The organism is Mailhella sp., assembly GCF_057866825.1.
Map to the genome: position 1 here is coordinate 25,425 of NZ_DBMAHT010000012.1, position 8,720 is coordinate 34,144.

Annotated in this window: 7 protein-coding genes and 1 pseudogene; 3 read left to right on the top strand and 5 right to left on the bottom strand. The window is 61.2% G+C overall.

All coding sequences use genetic code 11. The features are described 5' to 3' along the window. Nucleotides 1–42 precede the first annotated feature (42 nt). Nucleotides 43–1,146: a dual-specificity RNA methyltransferase RlmN gene (rlmN, locus tag ACZM96_RS02755; RefSeq protein WP_294488078.1), complete on the top strand. Its 1,104-nt coding sequence runs from the start codon at nucleotides 43–45 to the stop codon at nucleotides 1,144–1,146. Between the two features lie 75 nt (nucleotides 1,147–1,221). Here rlmN and yddG read toward each other — a convergent pair whose 3' ends face one another. Next, nucleotides 1,222–2,121, bottom strand: a complete 900-nt coding sequence (yddG, locus tag ACZM96_RS02760) for an aromatic amino acid DMT transporter YddG (RefSeq protein WP_489487187.1) — start codon at nucleotides 2,119–2,121, stop codon at nucleotides 1,222–1,224. A gap of 517 nt (nucleotides 2,122–2,638) precedes the next feature. Here yddG and ACZM96_RS02765 point away from each other — a divergent pair. Both ACZM96_RS02765 and ACZM96_RS02770 read left to right on the top strand, forming a co-directional pair. Next, the gene (locus ACZM96_RS02765) at nucleotides 2,639–3,352 is read left to right on the top strand and encodes a TetR/AcrR family transcriptional regulator (protein WP_489487188.1); all 714 of its coding nucleotides are present in this window, start codon (nucleotides 2,639–2,641) and stop codon (nucleotides 3,350–3,352) included. Beyond that, nucleotides 3,345–4,448: a glycoside hydrolase family 3 N-terminal domain-containing protein gene (locus ACZM96_RS02770; RefSeq protein ID WP_489487190.1), complete on the top strand. Its 1,104-nt coding sequence runs from the start codon at nucleotides 3,345–3,347 to the stop codon at nucleotides 4,446–4,448. Before ACZM96_RS02765 ends, ACZM96_RS02770 begins: the two co-directional genes overlap by 8 nt. Nucleotides 4,449–4,771: 323 nt before the next feature. Here the strand turns inward: ACZM96_RS02770 and ACZM96_RS02775 are convergent, their stop codons facing one another. From ACZM96_RS02775 to ACZM96_RS02790, 4 genes and pseudogenes are all read right to left on the bottom strand, one after another. Further along, complete coding sequence (locus tag ACZM96_RS02775; RefSeq protein ID WP_489487191.1) at nucleotides 4,772–5,464, bottom strand: DUF3298 and DUF4163 domain-containing protein; 693 nt, start codon at nucleotides 5,462–5,464, stop codon at nucleotides 4,772–4,774. Beyond that, nucleotides 5,461–6,078: a DNA-3-methyladenine glycosylase I gene (locus ACZM96_RS02780; protein ID WP_489487193.1), complete on the bottom strand. Its 618-nt coding sequence runs from the start codon at nucleotides 6,076–6,078 to the stop codon at nucleotides 5,461–5,463. The genes ACZM96_RS02775 and ACZM96_RS02780 overlap by 4 nt, the downstream gene beginning before the upstream one ends. A gap of 325 nt (nucleotides 6,079–6,403) precedes the next feature. Next, nucleotides 6,404–7,888 carry an outer membrane homotrimeric porin gene (locus tag ACZM96_RS02785; RefSeq protein ID WP_489487195.1) on the bottom strand — a complete coding sequence of 495 codons (1,485 nt, stop codon included), beginning with the start codon at nucleotides 7,886–7,888 and terminating at the stop codon, nucleotides 6,404–6,406. A 547-nt stretch (nucleotides 7,889–8,435) separates the two neighbouring features. Continuing rightward, nucleotides 8,436–8,720 (bottom strand): annotated as a pseudogene (locus ACZM96_RS02790) (carboxynorspermidine decarboxylase); the annotation flags it as partial.

Below are 8,720 nucleotides of genomic sequence, written 5' to 3' on the forward strand. Positions count from 1 at the left end.
CACCCTCAAGGAAACTGACCGCGCTGCGGCCGAGGATTGTTCATGTCCGATGCAAGCAAAGTGAATCTCTGCGATCTTCCGTATCCCGCCCTTGAACGTTTTGTGGTGGAGCGGCTCGGCTTCAAGAAGTTCCGCGCCGTGCAGATATGGCAGTGGATATGGGTGAAGAACGTGTCCGGCTTCGAGGCCATGACCGACATTTCCCAGAACGACAGGGCCCGTCTTGCGGAAATTGCCGACATACGCTGGCCCTCCGTGGCCGACGTGCGCGTAAGCTCCGACGGCACCACCAAGTTTCTTCTTGAGCTTGCCGACGGCGAACTCGTGGAAACGGTGCTCATTCCCAGCGACGCGCCCAAGCGCCCCAACGATCTTTCCGTGCGCATGACGCAGTGCGTGTCCACGCAGGTGGGCTGCGCCATGGCCTGTTCCTTCTGCAGCACGGGCAAGCTCGGCTTCCGGCGCAACATGACCATGGGCGAAATTCTCGGTCAGGTGCAGGTAGCGCGCGCCTACGTTCACGACACGCAGCCCGAGCGGCCCATCATCCGCAACCTTGTGTACATGGGCATGGGCGAGCCGCTGCTCAATCTGGCCACGGTCATGGATTCGCTGCGCACGCTGGAACATCCCAAGGGCCTTGCCTTTTCGCCCCGGCGCATCACGGTGTCCACCTGCGGCATCGAATCCGGCATGCGGGAGTTCGGCGACAGCGGACTCGCGTTTCTCGCCGTGTCGCTGCACGCGCCCAATCAGGAGCTGCGCGAAAAGCTCATGCCCCGCGCCGCGCACTGGCCCCTTGAGGAGCTCATCAGCGCGCTGGAACAGTATCCGCTCAAGACGCGGGAACGCATCACCCTGGAATATCTGGTCATCGCCGGGGTGAACGATCAGCCGGAACACGTGAAGCAGCTCGCCCGCATCTGCGCGAGACTCAAGGCCAAGCTGAACCTCATTCCCTACAATCCCACGCCGGGCACGCCCTATCGCGCGCCTTCGCCGGAAGAGCTTCTGCGCTTTGAAAAGGCGCTCTGGGCCAAGGACATCACGGCCATCGTGCGCAAGAGCAAAGGGCAGGACATCGAGGCGGCCTGCGGACAGCTCCGCGCCGCCCACGAGGCAAAACTGGCCGGAACCGACATGTAAAAAAGAAAGACCGGAAGCACCCTGCGGGGAAACTTCCGGTCTTTTTTTTGCCCTGATTTTGCGGGAAATGCGGAGCTACTTGCGCATGACCGTGGAACTCCAGCACAGCAGGGAGCCGAGCACGATGACGGCCACGCCCTGCCAGAACGCGCCGTCGAGCTTTGCGCCTATCCACAGGGTGGCGAACAGGCAGGAGAGCACCGGCGTGAAATAGGAGGCGATGGCGAGCACGGTGATGTTGCCCTTGGTGACTCCGTAGCTCCAGGCGGCGTAGGAGCCGCCCATGGCCACGGCGCCCACCGCCACGCTCACCCAGCCCATGATCGAGGCGTGCGACAGATCGCCGAAGCCCGCAAGCCAGATGGCGGTGAACACGCATGAGTCGATGGCGAACACGATGAGCGTGGGATTCTGCCCGTTGGACCACGCCCGCGTGAGATTGGAATAGGCGGCCCAGGCCACGGCTCCGCAGAAGGCCAGCAGATAGCTCCACGGATTGTTCTGCACGTGAAGCCATATCTGGCCGGGCTGAATGCCCTTGTCGCCGCCGAGCACGAGCATCACGCCGAGAAAGCTCACCACAACGCCGGGAGCGATCCACCAGCGGGCCTTCTGACCGTTGAAGAGCACGGCGAAAAGCACCACGAGGCAGGGCCAGAGATAATTGACCATGCCCACTTCCACGGTCTGCTCTCCGCCGTCGGAAAGATAGAGCGACAGGCAGAAGCACAGTGAGCAGACGTTGGCCGTAGGAATGCCCAGAAAGAGATATTTTTTTGAGTAGTTCTTCAGCTTTGGCAGGCCGAGAAGAAAGAACAGAAAGATGCAGGTGGAGAGGTAGAGCACGGAAAGACCGGCCGCCAGACCGAATTCTTCCGTGATGCTTCGTACCAGCCCGACGGACATGCCCCAGCAGACGGGGGCGGTCAGGCCGATCAGCGTGGCTTTGCTGCTTGCGGAAGGAAGAAGGGACATGGAAGAGCCTCGAGGAAAAGAACAGTGCGGATTTTTTCTGACATCTTTTCTTCTTTTGTCAAGGTGAGAAAAAATAGTCAAAGGATCATCGATGGTTGCGTGGACATGCCCCGGAGAGGAGAAGGGCGTTTTGCCGCGCGCTGAGCGGCCTCGCGATTTTTGACTTGACAGAAGCGGGGGAGTTGTTCAAATTCAAATTTAGATTTGATATTGCTGAAAACAGCACTGGCCCGTTTCGACGGGACGAATTTCGCTCGTGGTGCGCGCAGGAATACAACCTCTCCATTCCTCTGTCGCGCAGGTCGCCTTCTGGGGAAGGACGGCGAGACGTCATGAAAGAGATACGCGTGACGTCTGCCACCCCTCGGCGTCCATGAAGGTTCTGGGGCATGGCCGTCCACGATGCCCCAGCCTTTTTTTATGCTTTTCCCCTGCTGCGTTCCCTGGCAGGCCGTTGCGGCCCGCCCTTTCTTGCCGTATGCTGCGCGCAGCGTTCCGTGACGAGAGGATCCCCCGTATGCTGTTTTTTTCCCGCAAGAAGCACTCGCGCGAAGACGGCGAAGCCACGCGCCGTCAGATACTCGGCACCGCCGTGCGGCTGTTTGCCGAACACGGCTACGCCGACACCACCAGCAAGATGATCTGCCGGGAGGCGGGCGTCAACATTGCTGCCGTGAACTATCATTTCGGCAGTCGCGACGATCTGTACCGCGCCGTGCTCGACGAGGTTCATGAGCACATCGTGAACGAGAGGCAGATGGAGCTCATCACGTCTGCGGAACTTCCCGTGGAGGAGAAGCTGGAGCGGGTGCTTGACGCCTACATCGGCGCGGCCTACGACGGGCAGAGCTGGTACGCCAGAATCTGGGCGCACGAGCTCATTGCGCCCTCGCCCCTGGGGGGAGTGGCGTTTTTGACGAGCACGCTTTCCAAGGAGCGGAGCATCGGTTCGCTTCTTTCGGAAATGACGGGCATTCCGCGCGAGGATCCCGCGCTGCAAAGCTGCATCATCACGGTCATGGCACCGTATCTGCTCATGCTCTGCGTGCAGCGCGACATGGCCCGCGCCCTGACCACGGTGTTCGACTACCGCAAGGAAGATGTGAACCGTCATTTCAAGCTGCTGCTTTTTGAGGCCCTCCGCGCCTTTGCCGAACGCTACGCGAAGGGGGAACTTCCTTCCGTGGCGAAACGGGAGGACAAAGAGGAGGACGAAGGTTCCCGTGCATAGATTTCTGGTGGCCGTTCTGGCGCTTGTCTGGCTTTTTCCGCATCCGTGCGCGGCGGCGCAGAACGAACCTTCCCTGGAAGAGATGATCGGATCCATGATCATGGTGGGCTTCCGCGGTCTGGAAGCGCCGCAGCCCGTCATCGACGCCGTGGCTGCGGGACGAATCGGCGGCGTCATTCTGTTCGACAGGTCGCCGAAAAAGAGCGGATTATACAACATTGAGTCGCCGTCGCAGGTGAAGAAGCTCGTGTCTTCGCTGCGGAAGGCGTCGCGCCGCACGCTGCTCGTGGCCGTGGATCAGGAAGGCGGAAAGGTGCGGCGTCTGAAGTCGGAGCGCGGTTTTCAGCCGCTGCCTTCGGCCGAGGAGATGGGCCGCATGTCGCCGGAAAACGTGCGTTCGCTCGGCTTCAGGGCCGGGCGTGAGATGGCAGAGCTCGGCATCAACGTGGATCTTGCTCCCGTGGTCGATCTGCGTCGCTCGGCGAAAAGCCCGGGACTCGGCGATGCCGGACGTTTGTTCGGCTCCGACTCTGCGCAGGTGACGCCGCGGGCTCTGGCCTTTGCCGACGGCCTGTACCGTGCGGGCGTGCTGCCCGCGCTCAAGCATTTTCCCGGACTCGGCAGCGCGGGCAAGGATTCTCATCATGAACTGCCGGACGTCACGCAGACGTGGAGCCGGGAAGAGCTTGCGCCCTATGCGGAGGCCTTCCGCCGGGGCTGGCCCGGCATGGTGCTGGTGGCGCACGTGTATCATCGCGGCCTCGACGTGAATCTTCCCTCTTCGCTGTCGCCCGCCGTGGTGGATCAGCTGCTGCGCCGCAGGCTCGGCTGGCAGGGCGTGGTCGTGAGCGACGATCTGCAGATGGGAGCCGTGTCCGGGAGCTCGCTGAAAGAGCGGGTGCGCCTTGCCGTGCTTGCCGGCAACGACATTCTGCTCTTCGGCAACAATTTGTCCTATGACCCCTTGCTGCACGACAAGGTGTTTCAGGCGCTCGCCTCGCTGGTGCGGGAAGGGCGCATCAGCCCGGAGCGGGTGAAGGCGTCGTGGCGTCGCATTGAGACCATGAAGCGCGGACTCGCGCAGTCGCGCGGGTAGCCCGCATTCGGCTCGCAGGGCCCTCCCTCGGGCGAGAGCTCCGCGAGCTGCGCAGGCGCTTTGCGGGGAATAAAAAGACGAGAAAGCCGTGCAATGCGCGGCGTGCCTTGACCATGGCGTGCCGCACGGCGCGGAGTCGTTTGGGCCTTGAGTGTCTGCCCCCTCGAAAAGAGGGGCAGAGGCCGGACGAACCGGCAACGGCGCGTCGAAGGCCTGACGTTTTTGCGGCGCGCCCTCTGCCCTGCGAAGGACGACAGCGCGTTTTTTTGCGCGGCCCGGAGTGTTTGCGGACGTCGCGCCGAGGGAAGGCTCGGCCGGAGCGTTTATTTCCAGTAGGCCGTGTGCGGCTCGGCGGCGGCAAGCTCCCGGAGAGACAGCGTGACGGTCACCACGCCTTCCGACCACGGCCCCACCTGATAGGGGTTGAAATACAGGGTAATGCCGTCCTTTTCCAGCAGAAAGACCTGAAAGTTTTCCTGATCGGGCGCGGTGCCCGCTTCCACCATGTCCTGCGGCAGATCGCGCTGCGCAAGTTTCTTTCGTGACAGCTCGCTAAGCAGCGTCAGCGCCTTGTCAGGTCTGCGGAAAAGATCCTGAAGACGCACCTCCCTGCCGTCCGAGCGCGTGTAGTTGCGGCTGCTCAGCGTCAGGCTTCCGTGGGCTCCGCCGAGGTACTGATAGTCCTTCCAGAGTATGCCCGTCACCTTGTCGTTGCCGGAAATCACGCCTTCAAGATCCATTTCGTACGTGTGTTCGGGCATGTCGGGCTCATCGGCCCGGAGCGAACGCATCTGTTCGCACTCTTCGGCGGCCATGCTGCGGAAGGCGGCCACGGCGTTGCGCACCGTGTCGTCGGAGGCGTTGTCCGGCCGGAGCAGGCCGAAGCGCTGCCAGGTGGCGCGGATGCTGACGGAAGGCGCTTCTTCGGTGTAGGTCGATACGGAGTTTTGCGCGGCGCAGGCGGCGTGCGCACCCAGCGTCACGGCCAGGGAAACGATCAGGGAGAGCAGTTTCATGATTCCTCCGAAAGAGGGGCCCGGCGTTCCGGATGCGCCACTTCGACGCCGCGCATGACTTCGGAAAAGCGCGGACAGTCCGGTTCGTGATCGTTGACGACGCCGCAGGCCTGAAGCAGAGAATAGACGGTGATGCTTCCCACATAGCGGAAGCCGCGTTTTTTCAGCGCCGCGCTGATGCGGTCGGAAAGTTCGTTGCTGGCCGGAACGGACGCGGCGTGACTTTCGTACACCAGCATGCGTCCGTGGGTAAAGTTCCACAGCCAGGCGTGGAAGGAGCCGAATTCCTTCTGCACGTCGAGAAATGCGCGCGCGTTGGCGGCCACGGCTTCCACCTTGCGCCGCGAGCGTATCATGCCGGGAACGGCAAGGGCGGCGTTTACGTCGTTTTCCGTGAAGGCGGCGAGGCGCGAAGGATCAAAGTCCGCCAGCGCCTGCCGGAAAATTTCCCGCTTTTTCAGCATGAGCAGCCAGTTCAGGCCGCACTGCATGACTTCCAGCGTCAGATGCTCGAAAAGCAGTCTGTCGTCGCGCACGGGAACGCCCCATTCGGTGTCGTGATAGCGGCGCAGAAGAGCGTCGTTTCGGCTCCATGCGCAACCGGCGTTTTCCATGACGGAATCCTCCTTGCGGCATAGTGCCCTGTTTTTTCAGGGAAGTACAGCGCCGCTTTGAGGACGGATGCGCGCTCCTTTGCGGACGGGGAAAACGCCCGGCGTTGTTTCGTCCTGCGCGCTGCCTGCGCTCATGGCGTCGCGCGAAGCGGGGCGACCTTTCGCGTTTTGGGCCGCCTGCATCGGCGCACCGGACAGGGACATTAAAAAAGAAGGCCGACTCCGAAGAGTCGGCCTTTTTTCGAGTCCGGTCGCCTGAGGGATCCGGCTTTCTCCCGGAATGACTGAGAACAGAAAGGCGGGGACGGCAGGACCAAAAAACGGGCTAGAAGCGGTAGCGGAAGTTCAGCGCGGCGCGCCAGGCGTTGGAGAAGTCGCCGTCTTCGCCTGCGGCGTTCTTCCACACGCCGCCGTCAAAGTCCTGGAAGGCGTAGCTGAGTTCCAGAACGGAGACGAAGTTCTTGTAGATCTGGTAGGAGGTGTCGAAATCGAGTTCCACAACGTGGTCCTTGGTGGTGAGGTAGTTGGCGGGAGTGACGGAGCCGCCGTACACGTTGTTGATGATGTTGGGCATGTTGCTGCTGTTGGTGCCGCGGAAGTAGGTGACGCGCAGATCGTGCGAAAGGTCTTCGATGAAGCTGATGTTGTTGAGCTGTGCGCTCACGCCCCAGGTGCCGCCGGCGCTGCCGTTGTCTATGGTGTTGGCGATGTTGAAGCGGCCCTTGAAGTAGGAACTCGCGCCGGGCTCGAAGCCGCCGGAGAGGTACAGGGGCTGTTCGGAGCCGTTGGTCACCTTGCTGTCGTCGCCGGAAGCGTACCAGGCCTTCACCGCGGGCACGAACCAGGGCAGACGGTATTCGGCGAGGGCGGCGAGGTACCAGCCTTCGCGTTCCGTGGAGGCGCTGTCGTTCTTGTTGCCGCTGTAATAGAAGTCGAGGGCGAGGCGCAGCGGATCAAAGAAGGTGAATTCGCCGCCGAGGCCGGCGAACCAGAGCGTGGAATCGGAACCGTCGGGCGTGGCGGTGAGCGTGCCGTTGTTCCAGCTGAGGCGGTTCATGCCGTTGAAGGGCAGCAGGCCGGAAGGCGTGGGGCCGGCGTTGGACACGTCGCCGAAGTTGCTGCCGCCGTGACCGATCATGCCCCAGGGGGTCACGCGGAAGTAATCGTACTTGAAGTCGCCGATGAGGCCGAAGAGATCGACGTCGGCGTTGTCGTATTCGTATTCGCCGTAGGAGTTCTTCAGCGGATCGGACACGGCGCGCATCCAGAAGGCGTTGGCCGAGAAGGTGTCGGTCACGGGAGCGGAAATGAACACGCCGGTGGCGGGATCGTCGAGAATGGGGCTGCCGGCCACGTAGTTGGGAAGCAGCACTTCCTGCTGGCCCATGCGGACATGAATGTCGGTCTGAGGAATCATCCAGTCGAGGTAGGCGAGGCGGGTGGTGATGTTGGTGGCGCGGGTGCCGAGAGCGCCGCCGTCGTTTTCCATCTTGCTCGCGCCCTTGTAGGAGCCGCCCCAGTTGAAGATGCCTATCTGCGCCTGATAGAACGCGGAAAGCTGCTCGGACATGACGAAGTCCATGCCGAGACGCAGACGCTGATACACGTCGAAGTGATGCTGATTCAGCTCTCTGCCGGTGTTGTGGCGATAGTCGGAATCACTCATGAAGGAGTTGTCGCCGTTGAGATTGTCGGAGCCGCTGAAGGAAAAGTCGTAGGTTCCGCTGACCTTGACGTCCACGGCCTGCGCGCCGTTCGCCGCAGCGAGCGTCATTCCCGCCGCCAGCATGAGGGTAAGAAGCTTTTTCATATCATACCTTCCCACTGTTTTGCCTGACCGCCTTCCGCATGGATAACGTTCCATGACTGATGCCGAAGAAAGAAGTCAGGATTGTGGCCTTTGATGAAAGGCATGAAAAAGGTATAGTTTCTTTTTTATGACGAAAACAATATGATAATGATTAGAATGTTCAGTTTTTTACACGTTATTATGCGCTTATGTATGAGTTTTATTAGAGCAAAAAACACATTTTTACATGTGTATTATAATAGTATGATAATACTTTTATGCTTGGTTTAAGTGTTGCATCATGAAAGTTTTTTGATGCTGCCGATGCCTGCTTTTGCACAGGGAAAGACGCGGATGTGCCGTGAGAACGGCATTTTCCGGCATGGTTTTGTGCCGCGGCGGGAAATGTTCTGCGCCGGGGAAGGAGCCTTGTCCGGTTCCTGCGCAGGATGCCTGCGGCGCGTTGCGGGCAAAGAAAAACCCCGGCGGGCATCCCGTCGGGGTTCGTTTATGGTTTGTCGGAGCGCGGCGACGCCCGGAAGATCGAGGGCGTCCTTTCGGCGTTCGGTTACAGGCGGCTGCGGAAGTCCTCGTAGCCGAAGGTGCGGGTGACGCGGCGCTGATCGGTTTCCGAGTCCCAGATGGCGATGGAGGGCAGGCGCAGACCGTTGAAGGTGGTGGTCTTCACCATGCTGTAGATGGCCATGTCAAGAAACACCAGCCTGTCGCCGCTCTTGAGCGGCTCGTCGAAGGAATATTCGCCGATGACGTCGCCCGCGAGGCACGACTTGCCCGCCAGGCGGCAGGTGAAGTTCTTTTCGCCGGGTTCGCCCGCGCCGATGACGTTCGGCCG